The sequence below is a fragment of the Roseococcus microcysteis genome (assembly GCF_014764365.1).
GTDB classification, from domain to species: domain Bacteria; phylum Pseudomonadota; class Alphaproteobacteria; order Acetobacterales; family Acetobacteraceae; genus Roseococcus; species Roseococcus microcysteis.
Genome location: NZ_CP061718.1, coordinates 220,045 through 241,494 on the forward strand (window position 1 = coordinate 220,045; position 21,450 = coordinate 241,494).

The window sequence follows — 21,450 nt, forward strand, 5'->3', positions numbered from 1 at the left end:
CATGGCGACCCCCATCCTCATCGCCGGCGGCGGCATTGGCGGGCTGACGGCGGCCCTCTCCCTCCAGGCCGCGGGCTTCGCGCCGCGCGTGCTGGAATCCGCGCGCGAGGTGCGCCCGCTGGGTGTCGGCATCAACCTGCTGCCCCATGCGGTGCGGGAGCTGACGGAGCTCGGCCTCGGTGAGAAGCTGGCCGCGACGGGCGTGGCCACCAAGGAGCTGCGCTACGTCTCCGCCCATGGGCAGGAGATCTGGCGGGAGGATCGGGGCCTGGCCGCCGGCTATCGCTGGCCGCAATACTCCATCCATCGCGGCGAGTTGCAGATGCTGCTGCTGGCCGAGGTCCGTGCGCGCGGCATCGCGGTCGAGACCGGGCAGCGCGTGACCGGCTTCGCGCAGGATGCCGAGGGTGTGACGGCGCAACTGGCCGGCGGCGGCACGGCACGGGGCGCGGCGCTGATCGGCGCGGACGGGATCCATTCCGCCATTCGCGGGTATTTCGCGCCCGATGAGGGCCTGCCGCGCTGGTCGGGCGCCATGCTGTGGCGCGCCACCACCATCGCACCCGCCTATCTGACCGGCGCCACCATGGTGCAGGCCGGGCATCATGCGCAAAAATTCGTCTGCTACCCCATCCGGCAACTGCCGGACGGCATGGCGGTCATCAACTGGATCGCGGAGATGCGAACCGAGGAGGCACCCGGCCGCGAGGACTGGAATCGCGAGATAGATCGCAACCTCTTCCTCCCGCATTTCGAGGGCTGGAACTGGGGCTGGCTGGACGTGCCAGGCCTGATCCGTGGCGCCGAGCGCGTCTATGAATTCCCCATGGTGGACCGCGACCCGCTGTCGCGCTGGACCGAGGGGCGCGTCACGCTGCTCGGCGATGCGGCGCACCCGATGTACCCGATCGGCTCCAATGGCGCCTCGCAGGCGGTGCTCGATGCGCGGCAGCTCGCGCTGCACCTGGCGCGCGCGGGGCGGATCGAGGAGGGGCTTGCCGCCTATGAGGAAGCCCGCCGCCCGCCCACCGCGAAGCTGACGCTGGCCAACCGCGACCTCGGCCCCGATCTGGTGCTGGAGGAGGTGCATCGCCGCGCGCCCGACGGGTTCAAGGCGCTGCACGACGTGATCTCGCACGAGGAACTGGCCGGCACCGCCGCGCGCTACAAGAAGCTGGCGGGCTTCGACCCCGAATTGCTGAATGCCCGCGAAAGCTGGAGCCCGTGACAGGATCAATGGCATGAAAACAGCCTTCATCGGCCTCGGCAGCATGGGCGGGGGTGCGGCGCTGAGCGCGCTGCGCGCCGGGCTCGACGTCACGGGCGTGGACCCCTCGGAGCGCGCGCGCCAGGCCTTCGGCAACCGCGCCGTGGCGCGCGGCGCCGATCTCGACCCGGGGCAGGCGGCCGTGGTGGTGCTGACGGTCAACGCCGCCCAGGCCGAGGCGGCGCTCTATGGCCCCGAGGGCGCGGCGCAGCGCCTCGCCCCGGGCGGCGTCGTGATCTGCTCGGCCACCATGGCGCCCGCCGATGCGAAGCGCCTGGCCGCCGAGGCTTCGTCACGCGGCCTGCTCTATCTCGACGCGCCCGTCTCCGGCGGCGCCGCGGCCGCGCGCGAGGGCCGCATGACCGTGATGGCCAGCGGCAGCGACGCCGCCTTCGCCGCCGCGAAGCCGGTGCTGGACGCCATCGCGGGCAAGGTCTGGTCCTTGGGCACTGAGCCGGGCCAGGGCGCGGCCATGAAGGTGGTGCACCAGTTGCTGGCCGGCGTGCACATCGCGGCCGCCGCCGAGGCCATGGCGCTGGCGCTGCGCTCCGGCCTCGACCCGCACACCGTCTATGGCGTGGTGACGAGTGCGGCCGGCAATTCCTGGATGTTCGAGAACCGCATGGCCCATGTGCTGGCGGGCGACGACACGCCGCTTTCGGCGGGCGACATCTTCGTGAAGGATCTCGGCCTCGTGGAGGGCATGGCGCGGGAGGCCGCGCTTCCCGTGCCGCTCGCCGCCCAGGCGCTGCAATTGTTCGTGGCGCAGCGGGCGCTCGGTCATGGCGGGCGGGACGATGCCTTCGTGCTGCGCGTCTGGCAGGCGCTGGCGGGCTTTGCGCTGCCGGGCGAACCCGGCGGGGCGGAACCGGTCAAGCCCGGTCCGAAGTGACCCAGGGCAAGGGCGGGTCGTAGTCCACGCCCAGGAAGACCAGCCCCTCCGGCGGCGCGGTCTGGCCGGCGCGGCGGCGGTCGCGCCCGTCCAGCAATTCGCGCGGCCAGGAGACGGGTCGGCGGCCCAGCCCCACCATGTGCAGCGTGCCCGCCAGGTTGCGGATCTGGTGGTGCAGGAAGCTGCGGGCGGAGGCATGGATCACCACCTCCTCGCCCCAGCGCGTGACATCCAGCCGGTCCAGCGTGCGGATGGCGTGCTCGGCCTGGCAGGAGGCGGCGCGGAAGGCCGAGAAATCATGCTTGCCGAGCAAGGCCTGCGCGGCCTCATGCATGGCGGCGGCGTCGAGGGGCAGCGGCACGTGCCAGACGCGCCCTTCCTCCAGCGCGGGCTTGGCCGGGCGGTTCAGGATGCGGAAGCGGTAGTGCCGCCGCACGGCCGAGAAGCGCGGCGACCAGCCCTCGGGCGCCAGGCAGGCGGCGCGGATGGCGATGCGCTGGGGCCGCAGGTGGAAATCCAGCGCCGCGCGCAGCCGGGCAGGGGGGAGGTCGGCGGCGAGGTCCAGATGCACCACCTGCCCCTCGGCATGCACCCCCGCATCGGTGCGGCCGGCGGCGGTGGCGAGTGGCGTCGCGCCGCCATTCAGCGGCGTGGCGGCGGTCTCGATCGCCTCCTGCACGGACATCCCGTTGGGCTGGCGCTGCCAGCCCACCAGCCCCGCGCCATCATACTCCACCAGCAGGGCGTAGGCGGTCATCCGCCCAGGACCGTGCCGGGCGGCAGGTTGTAGCCGCGCAGGAAGGAATCGGCGTCGAGCGGCGCGCGGCCGGGGCGTTGCAGGCGGGTGAGGCGCAGGGCGCCGGTGCCGCAGGCCACGGTGAAGCCGTGCAGGATGGTGCCGGGCGGGCCATGCCCCTCGGCGGGTTCGGCGGCGAGCACGCGCAGCGCCTCGCCGCCATGGGTGAAGAAGGCGCCGGGCCAGGGGTTCATGGCGCGGATGCGGGCGTCGAGCGCCGTGGCGGGCTGCGTGAAATCCAGCGCGCCATCGGCCTTGGTCAGCTTGGGCGCGTAGGTGACGCCCGCCTCGGGCTGCGGCGTGGCGGGCGGGTTCTCGTCCAGGGCGCGCAGGATCAGGCGCGCGCCCATCTCGGCCAGCGCGTCATGCACCTCGGGCGTGGTGGAGCGCGGCGTGAGTGGCAGGCTCTCGCGCAGCAGCATGGGGCCGGTGTCCAGCCCCTCCTCCATGCGCATGATGGTGATGCCCGTCTCGGCATCGCCATGCAGGATGGCGGCATGGATGGGCGCCGCCCCGCGCCAGCGCGGCAGAAGCGAGGCATGGATGTTGAGGCAGCCGCGCCGGGGCGCCTCCAGCATGGCGGGCGGCAGGATCAGCCCATAGGCCGCCACCACCGCCACATCGAGGTCGAGCGCCGCGAAGGCCGCGTGTTCCGCCGCATCCCGCTTCACCCGCGCCGGCGTGCGGACGGAAAGGCCCAGTTCCAGCGCCGCGCGATGGACGGGGCAGGGGGTCTCGCGCTGGCCGCGCCCGGCGGGCTTGGGCGGCTGGCAATAGACCGCCGCCACCTCATGCCCCGCCGCGTGCAGCGCCCTGAGCGCCGGCACCGCGAAATCCGGGCTGCCCATGAAGGCGAGGCGCAGCTTCGGGCTAATCGCGGCTCTCCCGCGCCTTGAGTTCCTTGGCGAGCTTGCGCAGCAGCATGTTGCGCTTCAACGCCGAGAGGTGATCCACGAAGAGCACGCCGTTCAAATGGTCAATCTCGTGCTGCAGGCACACGCCCAGCAGCCCGTCCGCCTCCGCCTCGCGCTTCGTGCCGTCCAGCTCCAGCCAGCGCAGCTGGATGCGCGCGGGCCGCTCCACATCCGCGTATTGGCCGGGGAGCGAGAGGCAGCCTTCCTCGCGCACCTCCATCTCGCGGCTGGCGGCGATGATCTCGGGGTTCACCAGCACCATGGGCGCCGGTGCCTCCTTCCCCCCCACATCCACGACGATGAGGCGCAGGTCTGACCCCACCTGGGGGGCCGCCAGCCCGATGCCGGGTGCCGCATACATGGTGGCGAGCATGCGCGGGGCGAGGGCGCGCACGGCATCCCCATCGCCTTGCGCCACGGGGCGCGCCTTCTTCCGCAGCCGCGGATCGGGCACGTAGAGAATGGGGAGGGTTTCGTCCGTCATGGCCGGCGCGGAGGTAGCCCCCCACGCGCCGCCTTGCAACAAGGCCCGGGGCGCGCCAATTCTCAGGCAAGGCGCGCTGCCTGTTCCGGGGCGCGCCGCGGCTCGCTGCGGTCAGGAGGCCCCATGTCCCGTTCCTCGGTGTTCGGCTCGCCCTTGTTCCTGGGCTTCGACCACCTCGAGCAGATGCTCGACCGCGTGCAGAAGAGCGCGGATGGCTACCCGCCCTACAATATCGAGCAGACGGGGCCGGCCAGGCTGCGCATCACCCTGGCCGTCGCGGGCTTCGCCATGGAGGATTTGGCGATCACGCAGGAGGACAACCAGCTCGTCATCCGCGGGCGGCAGCGCGACGACACGGAAGGGCGGGTCTTCCTCCATCGCGGCATCGCGGCGCGGCAGTTCCAGCGCGCCTTCGTCCTGGCCGAGGGCATCGAGATCGAGGGCGCCTACCTCGACAACGGCCTGCTGCACATAGACCTCCAGCGGCCCATGCCGGAGGTGAAGGTGCGCTCCATCCCCATCGGGCGGCAGGGGGCGGGCCCCTCGCGGCCCGTGGTGCAGCAGCGGGTGCGGCGCGAGGAGGAGTAGCGCGCCTCCGCCGCGCGGCAGGTGCCGCCGCGCCCTTGCCGTGAGGCGGGTCGCGCCCTAATCGGAAACGAAGAGGGAGACCCGCCATGGACCAGCCGCTGATCGCCGCCGACCCCCACGCCGAAATCCGCGAGGAGGTCCGCAAGCTCTGCGCGCGGTTCCCCGGCGAATATTGGCGTGAGCTGGACGCCCGCCGCGGCTATCCGACCGAATTCGTGAAGGCGCTGACCGAGGCGGGCTATCTCGGCGCGCTGATCCCCGAGGAATTCGGCGGCGCGGGCCTGCCCCTTTCCGCCGCCGCGGCCATCCTGGAGACCATCCACCAGGAGGGCTGCAACGGCGCCGCCTGCCACGCCCAGATGTACATCATGGGCACCATCCTCAAGCATGGCAGCCCTGAGCAGAAGCAGCGCTATCTGCCCGGCATCGCCAGCGGCGAGCTGCGCCTGCAGGCCTTCGGCGTGACCGAACCCACCAGCGGCACCGACACCACCAACCTGCGCACCTTCGCCCGGCGTGAGGGCGACAAGTACATCGTCAACGGCCAGAAGATCTGGACCAGCCGCGCGGAACACTCCGACCTGATGCTGCTGCTGGCCCGCACCACCCCCAAGGACCAGGTGGCGAAGAAGACCGAGGGCCTCTCCACCTTCATCGTGGACATGCGGACCGCCAAGGGGCTCACCATCCGCCCCATCCGCACCATGATGAACCACAATTCCTGCGAAGTGTTCTTCGACAACATGGAGGTTCCGGCCGAGAACCTGGTGGGCGTCGAGGGCCGCGGCTTCCGCTACATCCTGGACGGCATGAACGCGGAGCGCCTGCTGATCGCCTCGGAATCCATCGGCGACGCCAAGTGGTTCACCCAGAAATCGGTGGCCTATTCCAAGGAGCGCGTGCTCTTCGGCCGTCCCATCGGCCAGAACCAGGGCGTGCAATTCCCCATCGCCAAGGCCTATGCCCAGATGCGCGCGGCCGAGGCCATCGTGAAGCAGGGCCTGGAGAAGTTCGAGGCCGGCATCCCCTGCGGCGAGGAGGCGAACATGGGCAAGATGCTCGCCGCCGACGCCGCCTGGGCCGCGGCCGAGGCCTGCGTGCAGACCCATGGCGGCTTCGGCTTCGCCGAGGAATACGATGTGGAGCGCAAGTTCCGCGAGGCGCGGCTCTATCAGGTGGCGCCCATCAGCACGAACCTCGTGCTCTCCTTCATCGGTGAGCATGTGCTGGGCATGCCGCGCAGCTACTGATGCCCCCGGCAGGCGCGCCCAGGGCCTGGCGCCTGCACGAGACACCGCCGGCGCCGCTGCTGGTCGCCTCCGCGCTGCAGCAGGCGGGCCTGGCCGCCGTCACGCTCGGCTTCCCCCTGCTGGTGGCCGAGGCGGCGGGGGCCGATGCGGCGCTGAAGGCCGCGGTGCTGCAATGGTCCATGCTGGCCATGGGCATCGCCACCCTGCTGCAATGCTGGGGGCGCTGGGGCATCGGCTCCGGCTATCTCATCTGCGGCATCTTCACCGCCATCTATCTGCCCCTCTCCGTGGTGGTCGCGCAGCGCGAGGGGCTGGCCGCGGTCGCGGGCATGACGATCGTGGCGGGGCTGACGCAGATGGCGCTCTCGCCCTTCGTGCGGCGGCTGCGCAACCAGGTGCCCAATGAGATCATCGGGCTGATCGTGCTGCTGGTGGGCCTGGCCCTCGGCATCCTGGCCGTGCGGCTCATGGTCGTGGGCTCCCCGGCCGAGCCCGCGCTGGGCGCGGACCGCGGCGTGGCCGTCACGACCTTCTGCCTGATCGTGGCGCTGGCCATCTGGGGGCCGCCGCGCATCCGGCCGCTCGCGGTGCTGGCGGGCATGGTGGGGGGCACGGCGCTGGCCCTGCTGCTGGGCAGCGCGCCCGAGACGCCCGCCGTGGAGGGCGTGAGCCTGCTGGACGGCCCGCCCGTGACGCCCAGCTTCAACTGGGCCCTGCTGCCCGGCTTCCTGCTGGGCGCGCTGGCGAGCCTGGTGCGCTGCATGGGCGATATCATCGCTGCCCAGCGCGCCGAGGACCCGCACTGGACCCGCCCCGACCAGCGCAGCATCCGCGGCGGCGTGCTGGCCGATGGCATGGGCACCACGCTGGCCGGGCTGATGGGGCTGCCGGGCATGAACAGCTACACGGGCAGCGTGGGTCTGGCCGTGGCCTCCGGCGTGCGCTCGCGCGTGGTCGGGCTGGCGGCGGGGGCGTTCTGGGTGGGGCTGGCGCTGCTGCCCTCGGCCGCGGTCTGGATGCTGCTGATCCCGCAGGGGGTGTTGGGGGCGGCGCTGCTCTACGTCTCGGCCTTCATCATCGCCTCGGGCTTCATCACCATCACGCAACGCCTGCTGGACCAGCGGCGGACAGTGCTGCTGGGCGTCAGCCTGGTGGTGGGGCTCTCCGGCGCGCTGATCCCCGGCCTCTATGAGGGCCTGCCCTTCGCGGTGCAGGCGCTGACCTTTTCCTCGTTGGCCCTGGCGCTGGCGGTCGCGCTGGTGCTGGGGCCGCTGCTGCGGATCGGCCTCGCGCGGGAAGTCGGGCTGGAATGGCGCCCGGCGGAGGGCGTGCCGGCGCTGCTGGAGGCCGCCCGTGTTCCCTTGCAGCAATGGGGCGTGCGCCGCGCGGTGGCCGACCGGGTGGGCGGCGCGCTGGAGGAATTCGCCCTGCTGGCCGAGGAGGACATCGCCTCGGGCGGCGCGGTGCATCTGCGCATGGAGAACACCGACCCGGTGCTGCGCCTGACGCTGTCCTGGCAGGGCGTGCCCATCACGCCCCTGGACCCCGCCACCCCGCCCGAGGAGCCCGATCTGCGCCGCGTGGCCCTGCTGCTGCTGCGCCACAAGACGGATGCCATGCGCCTGCGCGCCGTGGCCGATGGCCGGCCTCAAGAATCCCCTCATTTCCGGTGACGCGGTTCTGGCGCCGATTCGGCGGGGTTCTGTAGCTGTTCCAAGCTTGGTCGGTTTGGAGCATGGACATGGTGGAGCGGGGTCGGACAGGTGGGCGGCTTGAGGATGTCCGTGCCTTCATTGGCGGCGTCTACGGGCCTGATCTGCACGCCAAGCGGGTTGATGCCCTGGCCGGCGCGACGCTGGGCGTGATGGCCGGCGCATCGCTCGCGGTGTCGCTGATCGGCCAGGCGCTGGCGCAGGCCCGAGGCCTTTCGACCAAGCACGCGGTCAAGCAGGTCGACCGGCTGATGAGCAACGCCGGCATCGACGTGTGGGACAGCTTCGCCCGTTGGGTGCCGCAGCAGGTGGGCCCCCGTCCCGACATCCTGGTGGCAATGGACTGGACCGAGTTTGCCCATGACGGCCAGTCGACCCTGGTGCTGAGCTTGGTCACCGGCCATGGCCGGGCGGCCCCGCTGATCTGGCTTTCCGTCTGGAAGGAGGAACTGGCCGACCGGCGCAACGACTATGAGGACGCCTGCCTGCGTCGCCTGGCCGAGACGCTGCCGCCGGACTGCCGGGCGACGATCCTGGCCGACCGCGGCTTCGGCGACCAAAAGCTGTTCGCGTTCCTGGCCGAGTTGGGCTTCGGCTACGTCATCCGCTTCCGCGGCAACATCCACGTCACCGATGCCGCCGGCGAGACCCGGCCCGCGGCCGAGTGGGTGGGCAAGGGCGGCCGCGCCCGCAAGCTGCGCGATGCGCGGGTGACCGCGCAGGGCCAGCCGGTGGGTGCGGTGGTGTGCGTGCATGCCAGGGGCATGAAGGAGCCTTGGTGCCTGGCGGCCAGCGACCCCGAGGCGACGGCGGCCATGCTGGTCAACCACTATGCCCGGCGCTGGACCATCGAGCCGCAGTTCCGCGACACCAAGGACCTGCGCTTCGGCATGGGGCTGTCGGCGACGCGTGTCGGTGAGCCCATGCGACGGGACCGGTTGCTGCTGGTCAGCGCCTTCGCCATGGCGCTGCTGACGCTGCTCGGCACCGTCGGAGAGAGCCTGGGGATGGACCGCCAACTCAAGTCAAACACATCGAAGACCCGAAGCCATTCGCTGTTCCGCCAGGGCTGCATGCTCTACGAACTGATCCCGAACATGCCCGAGCACAGGCTCGCGCCGCTGATCCAGGCCTTTGCCAAAGCCCTCTCAAACGCAGCCGAATTCAACGGCATGTTCGCTCAGCAGAAATGAGGGGATCGCTGAGATGGCCGGCAGGAGGCGGTGCTGGAATTCGACCTGGAGTAATACGACCGAGCTTCCGATCGGAGCACACCCACTTAGATATATGCACGACTTTTCTTGATAAACGAGTAAATACGCCTCAGAATTCCATTCGCGGCAAATCTGAATTTAATCTGCCAAATCACGCAGCAATTTTACCGCCTCATTCTGAATTTCCGAAAGTGCAACAGCTAGATTTGTACTGCACCTAACAACCGCTGTTTCAATTTCCCGCGTCTGATTTGAATCGGGTGCATGACTTCGTGCAGCATTCAAGCTGCTCAAAATCTCGTGCCTCAGAACACTATCAATTTGCTGAATTTGAGGTATTATTTTTGCTATCATATTTTTTCGTCTTAGCAATTTAAAGTACGTCATCCAAGATAGAATTTCGTATACAATTATAGACGAAATAATTCCAATAGTTACAGCAAAAAGAGATTTAAGATTTGCATTCGGAATTAATTCATCGCTAAGTGCTATCGCGATCGAAGTTATGCTGCCAGTAAGTACTGACATGGTTGCCGTCGCGGAACGATTTGACATTATGCTTCGTTCCCGAATTTATATTTTTGCTTTAATTCACTTATTTCATTTTCGAGTTCATGGTTTCTCCGAAGCAATTCAACATTCCGCTGGGCAAGCACTTTGCTTTCTTGGATAATACTTTCGATAATGAGTGTACTAGAACGAACATCGTTTAAGTTGGATTTCATGCTAGTAAGAGTGTGGCGAAGCACTTGGCTATATTCTAGATTGTGAAATGCAAATTGTGCTGAAAAGTACGAAACAATGCTAAAAAGAAGCGCGCTTATCATGATTGTGTACCAAATTAGGGCAGAAAGTAGATTATATTCTTTATTGAGTACTGTAATAGTAAGGCTTGCTAGATCATTTTCGAGATAGGTGATGTATAAAACGCTGATAGACATGATTGCAGCGTATAGTGCGGTAAAAAGTAAAGTAATCTTAAGGATGCGTCGGCGCCTGTTAAGCAAAAGACGCGACTTCTCTATTGGAGATAGGTCGAATTCTACTATTTTGTTGATCTCATCTATTTTGTGTTCGCCTGATGCCATGATCATTCCTAACGTTAGCCTCTGCATCGAGGCATCAGTTTATTTTGGAGGGCGCACTCATCTGACATGCTAACACAACATATTCCTCTATGTTAACATGAGTACAGAAGGTGCGCAATACTCGACTAATCCTCGGTAAATGTGCAGCATGCAGTAGCGTGGCGCTTAACGCCCGCCGCCACGGGTGGCATCCTCCGCGCCGAACTGGAGGATTTCAACAAGATGATCGCGGGCAAACCCCTCACCGGCCTACTCGTCGTGTCCATGGAACAGGCGGTGGCCGCCCCCACCTGCTCGGCCAAGCTGTGCGACGCCGGCGCGCGCGTCATCAAGATCGAACGCGCCGAGGGGGATTTCGCGCGCGGCTATGACGCGGCCTGCAACGGGCTTTCCACCTATTTCGTCTGGCTGAACCGCGGCAAGGAGAGCATCTGCCTCGACATCAAGCAGGCGGACGACAAGGCGCTGCTGGCGCGGCTGCTGGAGAAGGCCGACGTCTTCATCCAGAACCTGGCGCCGGGTGCGATGGCCCGCGCGGGCTTCGGTTCCGCGGAACTGCGGGCGAAGCATCCGCGCCTCATCACCGTGGACATCTCGGGCTATGGCGAGGAGGGCGAATACGCCTCCATGAAGGCCTATGACCTGCTGGTCCAGGCCGAGAGCGGCCTGTGCAGCGTGACCGGCCGCGCCGAGGGGCCGGGGCGCGTGGGTGTCTCCGCCTGCGACATCGCCTGCGGCATGAACGCCCATGCCGCCGTGCTGGAGGCGTTGATCGAGCGCGGCATCACCGGCCGCGGCAAGGGCATCGCCGTCTCCCTCTTCGACGGCATGGCGGATTGGATGAACGTGCCGCTGCTCTACTTTGAGGGCACGGGCAAGGCGCCGCAGCGCATCGGCCTCGCCCACCCATCGCTCTGCCCCTATGGCGCCTTCGAGACGAAGGATGGCGCGCTGATCCTGATCTCCATCCAGAATGAGCGCGAATGGGCGCTCTTCGCCGCGAACTTCCTGGACGACGCGACCCTGCCGCAGCGCGAGGGCTTCCGCACCAATGTGGAACGCGTGGCGCACCGCCCCATGGTGGACGCGCACATCGCCGCCATCTTCGCCGCGCGCACCCGTGAGGAATGTGTGGCGAAGCTGGAAGCCGCCAACACCGCCTATGGCTTCGTGAACGGCGTGGACGGGCTCGCGAAACACCCCGCGCTGCGCCGCGTGACGGTGGAGACGGAAAAGGGCCCCATCGCCATCGCCGCCCCCGCCGCGCGCTTCAGCGACGGGCCGCGCGCGCTCGGCCCCGTGCCGGCGCTGGGCGCGCACACCGACAAGGTGCGCGCGGAATTCGCGGCCTGAGCCTGGGTCACGTCGCCGGCAGGGCGCGGTTGCGCCCCGCCGCCTTGGCCGCATAGAGCGCGCCATCCGCCGCCCGAAGCGCCGCCTCCAGCGCCTCGGTGCGCGGCGCGGCGAGGGTGGCGACGCCGGCCGAGAGCGTCACCCGCTCCTCACCCCCGCCCGGATGGGGCACGGCCTGCTCCACCGCGGCCCGCACCCGCTCAAGCACGGGCAGGGCGGATTGCGCATCCAGGCCCGGCAGCAGCAACGCGAATTCCTCGCCCCCCATCCGGCCCAGGATGTCGCCCGGGCGCATGGCCTGGCGCATGGCGTCCGCCGCACCCCGCAGCACCGCATCGCCCGCCGCATGGCCCCAGCCATCATTCACGCGCTTGAAGCGGTCGAGGTCGAGCATCGCGGCGGCCACCGGAACCCTCTCGCGCGTCGCTCGCGCGAGGGCCTGCGCCACTTCCTCGGCGAAGCCCGCGCGGTTGGGCAGGCCGGTCAGCGGGTCATGCCGGGCGGCCGCGGCGAGTTGCCCCGCCAGCGCGTTGCGCTCGCGCAGGATGCGCAGCAGCAGCAGCACGGCCAGCGGGATGACCAGATCCGTGGCCAGCCAGAACCAGCCCAGCAATGGCGTGCTCAATCCCGCCCAGGTCGTGATCTGCCCATAGCCCTCGGCCATGGTCAGCCCGGCCAGCAGAAGCAGATAGAGGATGGCCCCGGCGCGATACCCCCAGCCCGTGCCGCGCCGCCCGCGCCCATGCCGCGCCACGGCCACGGCCGCCACGACGCAGGCGATGGTGGTGGCGGCCCGGAGCAGCAGGAAGCTCCAGTTCCAGGCGGTCATCGAATCCATGTTCAGTCCCGGGCGAGGTCCATTCCGCGCAGGATGGCGTTCCACCCCGCGATCTCGTGCCGGAGATAGCTGCGGATTTGCGAGGGCGCGAGGTCCAGCGGCTGCCCGCCTTCGGCCAGGATGCGCGCGCGTTCCTCTGGCCGGGCCAGGAAGCGGCGCCCGATGTCGTTCAGTTGCGACACGATGAGGCGATGCGTCCCGCCCGGCGCCACCAGCACCGAGAAGGTGGAAAGCCGCACGCCCTCCAGCGCCGGCACGCCCGGCCAGGCCGTCTGCGGCGCATCGGTGGTGATGGCCACCGCCCGCACCCGCCCCGCCCGCGCATGCCGCCCGGCCGAGGCCGCGTTGTCGAACAGCATGTCGCAGCGCGCGGCCATCACATCGGTCATGGCGGCGTAGGAACCGCGATAGGGCACATGCACGAAATCGAGGTCCAGGCTGCGGGCGAAGAGCACGGCGGCGATGTGCGAAGGGGTCGCGATGCCGGTGGAGCACGCCGCGAGCCCGCGCCGTTGGCCCCGCGCGCGCAGCACCAGGTCCCGCACCTGGGCATAGGCGGGGCCTTCGGGGGCCAGCAGCAGCAGGGGCATGGCGGCGGGCAGCAGCACCGGCTCGAAGCTCACCAGCGGGTCATAGCCCGCGCCCAGGATCTGCGGCACCAGCGTCAGCGGCCCGCTGGCGGTCATGATGAGGGTGTAGCCATCGGAGGCGAGCCGCGCGCTCAGCTCCGTGCCCATGCGGCCCGACACGCCCGGCCGGTTGTCCACCACGAAGTTGACGCCGAACACCTCGGCGTAATGGGTGGCCAGCCGCCGCGCCTCGCTGTCCGCCGCATCGCCGGGCGGGAAGGGGACGATGATGCGGATGTCGCGGCTGGGCCAGGCCTCGGCGGGCTCCGCGCGCGCGGCCGCACCCCCGAGCCAGGGCAGCAGCAGCATCACCAGCAGGAGCCATCGCATGGCGCCGAGCCTCGCATCCCTTGGTTGCGCGGGGCAAGGCCGGGGCGGGTGGGCAAGCCCGCGCGGCGGGAGTAACCCTCGCTTCGCGATGAACATCCTCTCCATCCAGTCCTGGGTGGCCTACGGCCATGTGGGCAATGCCTCCGCGATGTTTCCCCTCCAGCGGCTCGGCGCCGAGGTCTGGGGCATCCACACCGTCCAGTTCAGCAACCACACGGGCTATGGCGCCTGGCGCGGCCAGGTGTTCGAGGCCGGGCTGGTGCGCGACTGCGTGCAGGGCATCGAGGAACGCGGCGCCATGGCGCGCTGCGACGCGGTGCTGTCGGGCTACATGGGCGGTGCCGAGATCGGCGAGGCCATCCTGGACGCGGTGGCCCGCGCCAAGGCCGCCAACCCCGGCGCTCTCTATTGCTGCGACCCCGTCATCGGCGATGTGGGCCGCGGCGTCTTCGTCCGCCCCGGCATTCCGGAATTCCTGCGCGACGCGGCCATTCCGCGCGCCGACATCGCCACCCCCAACCGCTTCGAGCTGGAATGGCTGACGGGGCGCCAGGTGACCGACCTCGCCTCCGCCAAGGCCGCCATCGCGGAATTGCAGGCCATGGGCCCGCGCTGCGTGCTGCTGACCAGCTTCGACGCGGATGATGCGGAGGGCATCGCCATGCTGGCCGCCGAGGGCGGGCGCTTCTGGCGCGTCACCACGCCGCTGCTGCCGCTGAACGTGAACGGGGCGGGGGATGCCATCGCGGCCCTCTTCCTGTTCCACCGGCTGCGGAGCGGTGCGGCGGAGGTGGCGCTGTCGGCCGCCGCCTCCAGCATCTTCGGCCTGCTGCGGCGGACGGCCGAGGCGGGCTCGCGCGAAATCCTGACCGTGGCGGCGCAGGAGGAGTTCGTGGCGCCCAGCCGGGTCTTCGCGGTGGAAGAGGTTTAACCCCGGCCGCTGCATCCGCCTTCAGGTTCATGCGTTGGGCCAGCAGACGCGCGCCATCTCGGCGCCGCTCGAAGGAAGACCGATCCATGAACCTTTCCCGACGCCAATTCCCCCTTCTCGCCGCGGGTGCCGGGCTGCTGGCCAGCGCGCCGCTGGCCCGTGACGCCGCCGCCGCCACCGGCCCCGAGATCAGCCGCGACGTGGCCGAGGCGGAGCGCCGCCTGCGCGCCATGGACAACACCGGCCCGCTCTTCTCGCAGGCGCAGGCCGTGCTGATCTTCCCGCGCATCATCCAGGGCGGCTTCATCGTGGGCGGCCAGTATGGCGAGGGCGCGCTGCGCCGCGGCGCCACGCACCAGGGCTACTACCGCATCGTCGGCGCCTCCTTCGGCCTGCAGGCCGGCGCGCAGACCTCGGGCCTCGCCATGTTCTTCATGACCGAGGCCGCGCTGCGCGCGCTGGACAATGCCGATGGCTGGGAAATCGGCACGGGCCCCTCGGTGGTGGCGCTGGACCGTGGCCTGCAGGCCAACGTGACCTCGACCACGCTGGCCGAGCCCGTCTATGCCATCACCTTCGGCCAGCAGGGCCTGATGGCGGCGCTGGCGCTGAACGGCACCAAGATCACGCGCTTCACGCCGGAGCGGTGATCCGCCCGGCCGCGAGGCCGACACACGCCCCGCGTGGCCCCGCGCCACGCGGGTTTTTCCTTGCCCTGAGGGCAGGGTGCCGCCGGACACGAAAAAACCCGCCGCCCACCCCCGTCAGGGGCAGGTTGCGGGTCTCAAGGTGTGGGCCGCCTGGACATGGTGGCCATACCGGAACCTATTTGTTGTTCCGGTCCTGCTCGATCAGACGCAGCAGCTCTTCCGGAATCGGCTCCTTCGCCACCTCGTCGAACATGGCGTGCAACCCCTGGTCGAGCCAGAGATCGAACGCCTTGTCCGAGGGTGCCTTGCGGGCACGCTTCGGGGGGAGCCAGGCTTGCTCATCCGTGGTCCAGGCCTGTCCGGTTCTTCCGTATCGCCGCTCACCGCCGCTCCAGCTGTGCCCCAGCCTTATCACGGCCAAGCTTAGCCATGACAGGGGCCGCGGGCAAAGCGGAGAGCGCATGAGAAGGCACGGAAGCGCGCGTGCGGGTCTTGGGTGCGGCGACGCGGGGCTTGGGGGCCTCGTCATCGCCCAGCAGCCAGCGGCGCAGCATGGCGCGCGCGCGGGACACGCGGCACTTCAGCGTGCCCACGGGCACGTCGAGCTGCTCCGAGGCTTCCTCGTAGGAAAGGCCCTGGACCGAGATCATGATGAGGACGAGGCGATGATCCGCCGGCAGCTTGCCGATCAGGTGGCGAAGCTGCTGGATGGCCAGCCCTTCCTCCTGGCCGCCGCTGCGGGCGAGCAGGGAGGCGGGCGCGTCCTCGATGTCCACGATCTCGCGCCGGCGGCGCATGTTGGACAGGAAGCGGTTGCGCAGGATGCGCGCCATCCAGGCGCCGAAATTCGTGCCGGGCTGGAAGGAGGTCTGCGCGGCCAGCGCGCTGCTGACGCTGGTCTGCACCAGGTCATCGGCATCGGCGCGGTTGCGCGTCAGCGCCAGAGCCTGCTGCCGCAGGGCGGGCAGGGCGGCGACAAGAAGGTCATGGAAGCTGACCTCGGGTGCGGAAGCGACCATGTTGGCCTCGGCCTGGTCGTCCTGAGGGAGGGGCATCGTGTTTGTGTCCGGTGCTCGCATGCCCCCCCAACGCTGAGGCCCGGACTTCATTGCATTAAAAAATTGTAATGTGAAGCGGGGGGTGTCCAGGCAACCCGGAGAGCCCTGCCACGTTCATTCCCATAAGATGCCGTCAAACACCTGGAGGGGTCCGCAACCGAGGCTCGAGCGCGCGCCGCAAGGCGCTCCGCGCACGGCTGAGGCGTGCGCGCATGGTGCCCTCCGGCACGCCGCAGATCTGCGCGGCCTCGGTGGCGGACATGCCTTGGGCCCCCATCAGCACCACCGCCTCGCGCTGCGGGGCGGGCAGGGTGCGCATGGCGCGCGCCAGGTCATCCAGGGCCAGGCTGTCCGTCGGCCCGGCCACACCCTCCATCCCTTCTTCCAATGGTGTCAGCCGCCGTCCCGCCCGCAGGCCGGACAGCCAGGCGTGGCGCAATATGGTGAAGACCCAGGCGCGCAGCTCCCCCACCTCCGTCATGCGGCGTTCGCTGGACAGGGCGCGCAGCAGCGTCTCCTGCACCAGCTCATCCGCGGCGGCGACGGAGCCGCTCAGCGCCCGCCCATAGCCGCGCAACGCGGGCATCAGCGCCACCAGCGCCGCGCGGAAAGTGGCCTCGTCGGGGGCGGCGACCGTTTCCTCCCCCATCAAACCATTCCCGCCCGGCCCGAGTTTGGGCATCCTGCCCCACGCCCCCTCATCCCTGTCGTCGAGGAGACTGTTCCATGAGCGCCACCCAGCAGGAGCTGATCGCGGCCTTGCCCTATGCCCGCCGTTTCGCCCGCGCGCTCACCGGCAGCCAGGGGGAGGGCGATGGGCTGGTGGGCCGCGCCATCCCGCGCATGCCCCAGGACATGCCGCCGCGGCTGGGCTTCTACGCCGCCATCACCCAGCTCATGCGCGACCACCCGCAGCGCGATGCGCCGGGGCTGACGCTGGTGCAGCGCCAGCTCCTGCTGCTGACGGCGCTGGAGGAGGTCACGCTGGCCGACGCCGCCCGCGTGCTGGACATGACGCCCGAGCAGGCCGCCGACGAGGTGCGCCAGGCCCGGCACGATCTGCGCCAGGTGGCCGCCACCGACATCCTCATCATCGAGGATGAGCCGGTGATCGCCATGGACCTGCAGATGCTGGTGCAGGGCTGCGGCCACCGCGTGGCCGGTGTGGCCATGACCGAGCGCGAGGCGGTGCGCCTGGCCGGCGAACGCCCCGTGGGGTTGATCCTGGCCGATGTGAACCTCGGCCGGGGCGGTAGCGGCATCTCGGCCGTGCGGACCATCATGGAGAGCACGACCACGCCCGTGATCTTCGTGACCGCCTATCCTGAGTTGCTGCTGACGGCCGAGGGCATCGAGCCCGCCTTCATCGTCCGCAAGCCCTTCGACCCGCTGAGCCTCGCCATCGCGACCTACCAGGCGGTCCATGCCGGGCGCGTGCCCATTCCGTGATGCGTTTCGTGATGCATTCCGTGAAGGGGCATGCTGCAACCTCAGGGCGCCTTGCCCGTTCTCCTGGCCGAGGCGGCGCCGACGCCGCCAGCAAGGAGAAAGACCATGAACAGCGACACCATCAAGGGCAACTGGAAGCAGCTGACCGGCAAGGCCAAGGAGCAGTGGGGCAAGCTGACCGATGACGACCTGACGGTCATCGAGGGCAAGCGCGACCAGCTGATCGGGCGCATCCAGGAGCGCTATGGCGTGGCCCGCGACGAGGCCGAGGCCCAGGTGAAGAGCTGGGAAAGCAAGTTCTGATCCGGGCTTGATGCCATCCCGGGACGCGCGCGGGCCCAATGTGCCGCCGCGCGCGACCCGTCGGGACAGGACGCGCGCGGCGTATCGCGGGCGGATGGTCCCGGCGCCCGGCCCCCCCCTCCAGGAACCGGACGGAGCCACCGCCTGACGCGGCGGGACAGGCGCCGGCCGGTCCTGCCGTTTCCCGGAGTGCAGAACCATGCTGGCTTGGAGCATCACTTTTCTCGTCGTGGCCCTCATCGCCGGGGTCCTCGGCTTCGGCGGCATCGCATCCACGGCGACCGGCATCGCGCGCATCCTGTTCTTCGTGTTCCTGGTGTTGTTCGCGGTGTCCCTGCTGACCGGCCGCGGCGTCACGCTCTGACGCCCCGGCCCGTCGCGGAATTCACCCTTGGCGGGGTCGGGGTGCCGCTCACGCGGCCTCCACCACCCGTTCCCGCCAACCCCGGTTCGTCACCTCGCGCGTGGTGACACGCAGCCTGCCTTCCTCCCACTCGATCAAATTCCACCCATTCACCGCGGAGACGCCGCGCGGGGAGAAGGCGCTCGGCGCCATCACCTGACAGGGCGCGCCCGGCTCGGCCCCCAGGGGCGTGACCTCGGCGCGGTGCAGATGGCCGCAGAGCAGCCCCGCGACATTCTCTCGCCGCAGCACCCGGATGGTGGCCTCGGCCCCGCGGGGCGTGCGCCGCCGGCGCGCCCAGGCGCCATGCACCAGCGGGTGATGGCAGACCACGAGGGTCGGCTTGCCGCGCCCCACCGTCAGCGCCGCTTCCAACCTTTCGAGCCTGTGCTGCGGCACCGCGCCGGCCGACCAGTCCACATGCCATTGCGCGCGGCTGACCGTGTCGAGGCCGATGAGGCGCGCATGGTCGAGATCCAGCCGCTCGGCCGGCGCCGTCAGCCGCGCCGCGCGCCAGCGCCGCTTGGGCGCCATGAAGCGTTCCCACAGCGCGGAATGCGGGATGTCGTGATTGCCGGGCACCACCAGCAGCGGCGCGTCGAGCCCGGCCAGGAAGGTGAAGGCCGCTTCGAACTCCTGCGGCTGGGCGCGGCGCGTGAGGTCGCCGCTGATGACCACCGCGTCGGGGGAGGCGGCCCGCACATCGGCCGCCATCTCGGCCACGCGCGCGGGATCGGCCTCGCCGAAATGCAGGTCGGAGAGATGGGCGAGGCGATGGGTCATGCCGGAACTCCCGGTGGGGGCGCCGCCCTCTCGCCATCCTGCGGCCGCTGCGGCGGCACCACCAGGACGGACAACGCCCGCTTGTGAAGGTTGACGCGGACGGGGGTGCGCGCGAGGCGCATCTCGCCATCCAGACTCATCCGCACGCCGTCCTGGCGGCCATGCACGGCCACACGGGCGACTTCGCGTTCGGACACCTCGGCATCCTCGCCGAGCTTGCCGCGGAACCAGCGCCAGGCCTGGCGCAGCCGTGCCACGGCCCCGGCGGGACGCGCCACATGCAGCAGCAGCCCGGTGGGACGGTTGGGCTCGGGCAGGGTGACGATCACGGCCTGGCCCGTCTGCCGCGCGGCGGGGCCAAGCCGCACCCAGAGCTCGCGCGGGAAGGGGCGGGTCAGCGCGCGCAGCAGCGCCTGCACCAGCGGCCACCAGCCGCCCGCGCCGCCGCCGCGCTGCATCTCGCGGAAACGCATCAGCCGCGTCGCGCGGCCGATGATGAGCTGGTAGAGAAACACCTCGCCATTGGCGGTGGCCGTGTCGATCAGACCCGGCGCGGCGGCGGCGTAGAGCGCCGCGGCGGCCACAGGGTCATTGGGCAGATCGAGCCGCGTGCAGAGCCGGTTCAGCGTGCCGCCGGGCAGGGGGGCGAGGTAGCGCCCCGTGCCGCGCAGCCGCGCCGCCGCATCGCGCAACGTGCCGTCGCCACCGGCCACGAAGACGATGCGCGCGCCCTCCGCCCGCGCCCATTGCGTGTCGAGGTCGGCGCCCGCGTCCGGATCCTCCACGGCGAAGCCCGCCGCGCGCAGCGTGGCCGCGAGCTGTGGCCCCGGATCATCCATGGCCGAGAGGTTGCCGGCACGCGGATTCACGATGAGGCAGGCGGGCCAGGACGTGACGGGGCCGGGCGGTGCCTCGGGGGGCGGGGCGGTCATGGGCGATGTTCCAGCATGCAAGGCGCCGCAACCGCGGGCGTCACATTGCGTTCCTTAGACATCGCCAACAGGGAGATGAACATGCGCACCATTCTGCTTTGGTTCCTGGGAATTCCCATTCCCATCCTCATTCTGCTCCTGCTCTTCGGAGTGTTGTGAACGTAAAGGCCCCGCGGCGACGCGGGGCCTTTTTCATGTCCTCCGAGTGAGGGCAGCGTAGATGGGAAACCGGTCCGCGAAACATAAAAAGCCGGGCATGAAAAAGGGGCCGCTCCCCGAAGGAAGCGGCCCCCCGTTCACTCAGCGGCTGCCGGTGCGCACGCTGTCGTAGTTGAACTCCGGACGCTCGCGCAGGCCGTCGCGGGTCGCACCCGGCAGCATGACGCGCTCACGCTCGGCGTTCCACTGCAGGTCCGTCAGCGGCACGGCGACCAGGCGGCCACCCAGGCCCAGGAAGCCACCCACCTGGATCACGGCCAGCGGACCACGGCCCGCACCCGCGGCGGCACCAGCGGCCGCGGCACCCGCGGGCGGCACCAGGATGATGTCATCCACCGAACCGATGCTGTTGTTCTCGTCATTGTAGACGTTCGCGCCGATGATCTGGCTCATCCGCGGACGCGCCATGACGGCCGAACCGGCCGGGAAGGCGGCGCCGGCGCCGGCGGTCGTGCCGGGGGCCGTCATGCCCGCCGTGGGGGCGGTCGTGCCGGGGGAGGTGCCGGGCGTGGTGCCGCCGGGCGTCTGGCCGATGGCGCCACCCGGCGTCATGCCAGGCGAGGTGCCGGCCGTCGGCGGGGCGGGCTGGCCGGGGGTCGCGGCCTGCGGGGCGGTCGGGGTCGTGGTCGGGCCGCCACCGGGAGGCGTCGTCTGCGTCTGGCCATGGGCCAGCATCGGCGCCACGAGCAGGGCGGAGGCCAGAACGGCCGGCGTCAGGATGTTGCGTCGCATGATGGTGTTCTCCTTGTCTGGCAGGCCTCGAAGGGACCCACGCAAAAGAAACGCTCGGGCTTGAGCTTGGTTTCCAAGGTTTTTCAATGTTTTGAATGCGCCTTGAGCGCATGTGGCCGCGACCGGGGGCACCGGCCGCGGCACGGTTAGGGAAGGAGCGTTGCCGCTCCTGGTGGCACCTGCGCCGCAGCCCTCAGCGGCGCCTGCGCCGGATCCCTCAGCGGCGCCTACGCCGACGCCCGAAGATCAGCGCGAAGACGGCGAAGAGAAGTTTCCGCCCGATCCCCACGCCGACCCGGCCGGCGAGGCCCACGGCCAGACCACGCCAGGGAACCAGGTTCGTCACCTCGTTCACGGGCGAGGAATGCCGCACCATCCGCAGGCTGTCGCGCCGGATCTCCAGCGCCTCATCGGCCACGCGCCGATACTTGTTGCGCCGCGCCACGAGGAGGAAGAGCCCCGCGATCACCGCATCGGCGGCGGCGACATAGAGTACCGCCCGCAACTCCCCGTGATCCTCGGCGAGCCACACCACCGCCGCGAGATGGAGCAGGGCGAGCATGAACAGGCCGAACACCCCCGCGACCGCCGCAAAAGCGGCGGACCGGGCCATGCCGGCCGCCTGGCAGCGCAGG

Annotated in this window: 25 protein-coding genes and 1 pseudogene; 12 read left to right on the forward strand and 14 right to left on the reverse strand. The window is 69.7% G+C overall.

Annotated elements, in window-relative coordinates:
• Position 1 precedes the first annotated feature (1 nt).
• On the forward strand, positions 2-1,228 hold the full coding sequence (locus ICW72_RS00975; protein WP_191084518.1) for a flavin-dependent oxidoreductase: 1,227 nt from the start codon (positions 2-4) through the stop codon (positions 1,226-1,228).
• A 13-nt stretch (positions 1,229-1,241) separates the two neighbouring features.
• The gene (gene ltnD / locus ICW72_RS00980; RefSeq protein WP_191084519.1) at positions 1,242-2,159 is read left to right on the forward strand and encodes an L-threonate dehydrogenase; all 918 of its coding nucleotides are present in this window, start codon (positions 1,242-1,244) and stop codon (positions 2,157-2,159) included.
• Here the strand turns inward: ltnD and truA are convergent.
• From truA to def, 3 genes are read right to left on the reverse strand one after another with little or no spacing between them, the layout of a single operon-like run.
• Positions 2,140-2,916: a tRNA pseudouridine(38-40) synthase TruA gene (gene truA, locus ICW72_RS00985; RefSeq protein WP_191084520.1), complete on the reverse strand. Its 777-nt coding sequence runs from the start codon at positions 2,914-2,916 to the stop codon at positions 2,140-2,142. The genes ltnD and truA overlap by 20 nt on opposite strands.
• On the reverse strand, positions 2,913-3,818 hold the full coding sequence (gene fmt, locus ICW72_RS00990) for a methionyl-tRNA formyltransferase (RefSeq protein ID WP_191086068.1): 906 nt from the start codon (positions 3,816-3,818) through the stop codon (positions 2,913-2,915). The genes truA and fmt overlap by 4 nt, the downstream gene beginning before the upstream one ends.
• Before the next feature lie 7 nt (positions 3,819-3,825).
• Entirely contained in the window at positions 3,826-4,353 is a 528-nt protein-coding gene (gene def, locus ICW72_RS00995; RefSeq protein ID WP_191084521.1) for a peptide deformylase, read from the reverse strand.
• A gap of 123 nt (positions 4,354-4,476) precedes the next feature.
• Between def and ICW72_RS01000 the strand changes: the two genes are divergently transcribed.
• The 4 genes from ICW72_RS01000 (at position 4,477) to ICW72_RS01015 (ending at position 9,096) form a co-directional block, all read left to right on the forward strand.
• Entirely contained in the window at positions 4,477-4,941 is a 465-nt protein-coding gene (locus ICW72_RS01000) for an Hsp20 family protein (protein WP_191084522.1), read from the forward strand.
• Between the two features lie 86 nt (positions 4,942-5,027).
• Positions 5,028-6,191 carry an acyl-CoA dehydrogenase family protein gene (locus tag ICW72_RS01005; protein ID WP_191084523.1) on the forward strand — a complete coding sequence of 388 codons (1,164 nt, stop codon included), beginning with the start codon at positions 5,028-5,030 and terminating at the stop codon, positions 6,189-6,191.
• On the forward strand, positions 6,191-7,864 hold the full coding sequence (locus tag ICW72_RS01010; protein ID WP_191084524.1) for a uracil-xanthine permease family protein: 1,674 nt from the start codon (positions 6,191-6,193) through the stop codon (positions 7,862-7,864). Before ICW72_RS01005 ends, ICW72_RS01010 begins: the two co-directional genes overlap by 1 nt.
• Positions 7,865-7,932: 68 nt before the next feature.
• Positions 7,933-9,096, forward strand: a complete 1,164-nt coding sequence (locus tag ICW72_RS01015) for an IS4 family transposase (protein ID WP_191086069.1) — start codon at positions 7,933-7,935, stop codon at positions 9,094-9,096.
• A gap of 159 nt (positions 9,097-9,255) precedes the next feature.
• On the opposite strand, the gene ICW72_RS01020 is transcribed toward ICW72_RS01015, so the two are convergent.
• Together ICW72_RS01020 and ICW72_RS01025 are read right to left on the reverse strand one after the other, a co-directional pair.
• Entirely contained in the window at positions 9,256-9,672 is a 417-nt protein-coding gene (locus tag ICW72_RS01020; protein WP_191084525.1) for a hypothetical protein, read from the reverse strand.
• Complete coding sequence (locus ICW72_RS01025) at positions 9,672-10,205, reverse strand: hypothetical protein (protein ID WP_191084526.1); 534 nt, start codon at positions 10,203-10,205, stop codon at positions 9,672-9,674. The genes ICW72_RS01020 and ICW72_RS01025 overlap by 1 nt, the downstream gene beginning before the upstream one ends.
• A 222-nt stretch (positions 10,206-10,427) precedes the next feature.
• Here ICW72_RS01025 and ICW72_RS01030 point away from each other — a divergent pair, with 222 nt between their 5' ends.
• Positions 10,428-11,558 (forward strand): CaiB/BaiF CoA transferase family protein, encoded by a 1,131-nt coding sequence (locus ICW72_RS01030; RefSeq protein WP_191084527.1) that lies wholly within the window; start codon positions 10,428-10,430, stop codon positions 11,556-11,558.
• A 7-nt stretch (positions 11,559-11,565) separates the two neighbouring features.
• Here ICW72_RS01030 and ICW72_RS01035 read toward each other — a convergent pair whose 3' ends face one another.
• On the reverse strand, positions 11,566-12,396 hold the full coding sequence (locus ICW72_RS01035; RefSeq protein ID WP_191084528.1) for a GGDEF domain-containing protein: 831 nt from the start codon (positions 12,394-12,396) through the stop codon (positions 11,566-11,568).
• A gap of 2 nt (positions 12,397-12,398) precedes the next feature.
• Positions 12,399-13,355 (reverse strand): tripartite tricarboxylate transporter substrate binding protein, encoded by a 957-nt coding sequence (locus ICW72_RS01040; protein WP_191084529.1) that lies wholly within the window; start codon positions 13,353-13,355, stop codon positions 12,399-12,401.
• A gap of 88 nt (positions 13,356-13,443) precedes the next feature.
• On the opposite strand from ICW72_RS01040, the gene pdxY reads away from it, so the two are divergent.
• Together pdxY and ICW72_RS01050 are read left to right on the forward strand one after the other, a co-directional pair.
• Entirely contained in the window at positions 13,444-14,286 is an 843-nt protein-coding gene (gene pdxY / locus ICW72_RS01045; protein ID WP_191084530.1) for a pyridoxal kinase PdxY, read from the forward strand.
• Between the two features lie 86 nt (positions 14,287-14,372).
• A complete protein-coding gene (locus ICW72_RS01050; RefSeq protein WP_191084531.1) occupies positions 14,373-14,936 on the forward strand; it encodes a lipid-binding SYLF domain-containing protein in 564 nt (187 codons plus the stop codon).
• A 175-nt stretch (positions 14,937-15,111) separates the two neighbouring features.
• Here ICW72_RS01050 and ICW72_RS20475 read toward each other — a convergent pair.
• From ICW72_RS20475 to ICW72_RS01065, 3 genes and pseudogenes are all read right to left on the reverse strand, one after another.
• A pseudogene (locus ICW72_RS20475) lies at positions 15,112-15,231 on the reverse strand (NepR family anti-sigma factor); the annotation flags it as partial.
• Between the two features lie 85 nt (positions 15,232-15,316).
• Positions 15,317-15,991, reverse strand: a complete 675-nt coding sequence (locus ICW72_RS01060) for a sigma-70 family RNA polymerase sigma factor (RefSeq protein ID WP_191084533.1) — start codon at positions 15,989-15,991, stop codon at positions 15,317-15,319.
• A gap of 136 nt (positions 15,992-16,127) precedes the next feature.
• Complete coding sequence (locus ICW72_RS01065; RefSeq protein ID WP_191084534.1) at positions 16,128-16,643, reverse strand: RNA polymerase sigma factor; 516 nt, start codon at positions 16,641-16,643, stop codon at positions 16,128-16,130.
• Between the two features lie 77 nt (positions 16,644-16,720).
• Between ICW72_RS01065 and ICW72_RS01070 the strand changes: the two genes are divergently transcribed.
• From ICW72_RS01070 to ICW72_RS01080, 3 genes are all read left to right on the forward strand, one after another.
• Positions 16,721-17,443, forward strand: a complete 723-nt coding sequence (locus tag ICW72_RS01070; RefSeq protein WP_191084535.1) for a PhyR family response regulator anti-anti-sigma factor — start codon at positions 16,721-16,723, stop codon at positions 17,441-17,443.
• A 105-nt stretch (positions 17,444-17,548) separates the two neighbouring features.
• Positions 17,549-17,746, forward strand: a complete 198-nt coding sequence (locus tag ICW72_RS01075; protein ID WP_191084536.1) for a CsbD family protein — start codon at positions 17,549-17,551, stop codon at positions 17,744-17,746.
• Between the two features lie 199 nt (positions 17,747-17,945).
• Positions 17,946-18,110 (forward strand): DUF1328 domain-containing protein, encoded by a 165-nt coding sequence (locus tag ICW72_RS01080; RefSeq protein WP_191084537.1) that lies wholly within the window; start codon positions 17,946-17,948, stop codon positions 18,108-18,110.
• A 48-nt stretch (positions 18,111-18,158) separates the two neighbouring features.
• Here ICW72_RS01080 and ICW72_RS01085 read toward each other — a convergent pair whose 3' ends face one another.
• The 4 genes from ICW72_RS01085 to ICW72_RS01100 all read right to left on the reverse strand — a co-directional run bounded on the left by ICW72_RS01085 (position 18,159) and on the right by ICW72_RS01100 (position 21,428).
• Positions 18,159-18,932 (reverse strand): metallophosphoesterase family protein, encoded by a 774-nt coding sequence (locus ICW72_RS01085; RefSeq protein WP_191084538.1) that lies wholly within the window; start codon positions 18,930-18,932, stop codon positions 18,159-18,161.
• Entirely contained in the window at positions 18,929-19,864 is a 936-nt protein-coding gene (locus ICW72_RS01090; RefSeq protein ID WP_191084539.1) for a diacylglycerol/lipid kinase family protein, read from the reverse strand. The genes ICW72_RS01085 and ICW72_RS01090 overlap by 4 nt, the downstream gene beginning before the upstream one ends.
• A gap of 300 nt (positions 19,865-20,164) precedes the next feature.
• Positions 20,165-20,815, reverse strand: coding sequence for a PRC-barrel domain-containing protein (locus ICW72_RS01095; protein WP_191084540.1), 651 nt, complete (start codon positions 20,813-20,815; stop codon positions 20,165-20,167).
• Positions 20,816-21,032: 217 nt separating this feature from the next.
• Positions 21,033-21,428 (reverse strand): phage holin family protein, encoded by a 396-nt coding sequence (locus ICW72_RS01100; protein ID WP_191084541.1) that lies wholly within the window; start codon positions 21,426-21,428, stop codon positions 21,033-21,035.
• Between the last annotated feature and the right edge of the window lie 22 nt (positions 21,429-21,450).

Excerpts from the sequence above, each read along its gene's own strand:
- ICW72_RS00975 (WP_191084518.1), top strand. The coding sequence starts at position 2 with ATGGCGACCCCCATCCTCATCGCCGGCGGCGGCATTGGCGGGCTGACG.
- ltnD (WP_191084519.1), top strand. The coding sequence starts at position 1,242 with ATGAAAACAGCCTTCATCGGCCTCGGCAGCATGGGCGGGGGTGCGGCG.
- truA (WP_191084520.1), bottom strand. The coding sequence starts at position 2,916 with ATGACCGCCTACGCCCTGCTGGTGGAGTATGATGGCGCGGGGCTGGTG.
- def (WP_191084521.1), bottom strand. The coding sequence starts at position 4,353 with ATGACGGACGAAACCCTCCCCATTCTCTACGTGCCCGATCCGCGGCTG.
- ICW72_RS01000 (WP_191084522.1), top strand. The coding sequence starts at position 4,477 with ATGTCCCGTTCCTCGGTGTTCGGCTCGCCCTTGTTCCTGGGCTTCGAC.
- ICW72_RS01005 (WP_191084523.1), top strand. The coding sequence starts at position 5,028 with ATGGACCAGCCGCTGATCGCCGCCGACCCCCACGCCGAAATCCGCGAG.
- ICW72_RS01010 (WP_191084524.1), top strand. The coding sequence starts at position 6,191 with ATGCCCCCGGCAGGCGCGCCCAGGGCCTGGCGCCTGCACGAGACACCG.
- ICW72_RS01015 (WP_191086069.1), top strand. The coding sequence starts at position 7,933 with ATGGTGGAGCGGGGTCGGACAGGTGGGCGGCTTGAGGATGTCCGTGCC.
- ICW72_RS01020 (WP_191084525.1), bottom strand. The coding sequence starts at position 9,672 with ATGTCAAATCGTTCCGCGACGGCAACCATGTCAGTACTTACTGGCAGC.
- ICW72_RS01025 (WP_191084526.1), bottom strand. The coding sequence starts at position 10,205 with ATGGCATCAGGCGAACACAAAATAGATGAGATCAACAAAATAGTAGAA.
- ICW72_RS01030 (WP_191084527.1), top strand. The coding sequence starts at position 10,428 with ATGATCGCGGGCAAACCCCTCACCGGCCTACTCGTCGTGTCCATGGAA.
- ICW72_RS01035 (WP_191084528.1), bottom strand. The coding sequence starts at position 12,396 with ATGGATTCGATGACCGCCTGGAACTGGAGCTTCCTGCTGCTCCGGGCC.
- ICW72_RS01040 (WP_191084529.1), bottom strand. The coding sequence starts at position 13,355 with ATGCGATGGCTCCTGCTGGTGATGCTGCTGCTGCCCTGGCTCGGGGGT.
- pdxY (WP_191084530.1), top strand. The coding sequence starts at position 13,444 with ATGAACATCCTCTCCATCCAGTCCTGGGTGGCCTACGGCCATGTGGGC.
- ICW72_RS01050 (WP_191084531.1), top strand. The coding sequence starts at position 14,373 with ATGAACCTTTCCCGACGCCAATTCCCCCTTCTCGCCGCGGGTGCCGGG.
- ICW72_RS01060 (WP_191084533.1), bottom strand. The coding sequence starts at position 15,991 with ATGCCCCTCCCTCAGGACGACCAGGCCGAGGCCAACATGGTCGCTTCC.
- ICW72_RS01065 (WP_191084534.1), bottom strand. The coding sequence starts at position 16,643 with ATGGGGGAGGAAACGGTCGCCGCCCCCGACGAGGCCACTTTCCGCGCG.
- ICW72_RS01070 (WP_191084535.1), top strand. The coding sequence starts at position 16,721 with ATGAGCGCCACCCAGCAGGAGCTGATCGCGGCCTTGCCCTATGCCCGC.
- ICW72_RS01075 (WP_191084536.1), top strand. The coding sequence starts at position 17,549 with ATGAACAGCGACACCATCAAGGGCAACTGGAAGCAGCTGACCGGCAAG.
- ICW72_RS01080 (WP_191084537.1), top strand. The coding sequence starts at position 17,946 with ATGCTGGCTTGGAGCATCACTTTTCTCGTCGTGGCCCTCATCGCCGGG.
- ICW72_RS01085 (WP_191084538.1), bottom strand. The coding sequence starts at position 18,932 with ATGACCCATCGCCTCGCCCATCTCTCCGACCTGCATTTCGGCGAGGCC.
- ICW72_RS01090 (WP_191084539.1), bottom strand. The coding sequence starts at position 19,864 with ATGACCGCCCCGCCCCCCGAGGCACCGCCCGGCCCCGTCACGTCCTGG.
- ICW72_RS01095 (WP_191084540.1), bottom strand. The coding sequence starts at position 20,815 with ATGCGACGCAACATCCTGACGCCGGCCGTTCTGGCCTCCGCCCTGCTC.
- ICW72_RS01100 (WP_191084541.1), bottom strand. The coding sequence starts at position 21,428 with ATGGCCCGGTCCGCCGCTTTTGCGGCGGTCGCGGGGGTGTTCGGCCTG.